The following is a 469-nucleotide window of genomic DNA, read 5'->3' on the forward strand; positions in this document are numbered from 1 at the left end:
GGACTTCAGCTTGCCGGCATTGGCGGAGGCCAGCGTGATCTTGTAGCCGGTGCCGGAGTTGCAGTTCTCGGTGACGGAGCCGACGGTCTTGTTGCTCTCACCGGCCTTCAGGGACAGGGACTGGCCCAGGTCCTGGACGGCGATGGTGCAGGACAGCGCGACGTTACCCTTCAGCTGGATGGTGCCGGAAGCGTTCTGGGCCATGGCGGGGGCGGCGATGGCGGCGACGATCAGGGCGGCGGCGGCGGTCTTGGCGAGGAACTTGGTCATGATGTCTACTCCGTCGGTTCGTTGGTGTGAGGCGTTGTCGCCTTCATGGGAACCGAGGATTGCAGGCCGGATGCCAAGTGGGGGTTGTGCCTGAAAGTTGAGGGATTGTGCGGCCCTCGGGGCATGTTTACGCCCCATTGACATATTGCATAGTGCAAAAATGCCAATCGCATGATGCATAATGCAAATATTATTGCAT

General features: G+C 60.1%; 1 pseudogene. It reads right to left on the bottom strand.

The window, feature by feature from the left end:
* Positions 1-270 (bottom strand): annotated as a pseudogene (locus tag ACM9HJ_RS31025) (hypothetical protein); the annotation flags it as partial.
* Positions 271-469: the final 199 nt, after the last annotated feature.

Source organism: Niveispirillum sp. KHB5.9 (assembly GCF_048066115.1).
Lineage (GTDB): Bacteria > Pseudomonadota > Alphaproteobacteria > Azospirillales > Azospirillaceae > Niveispirillum.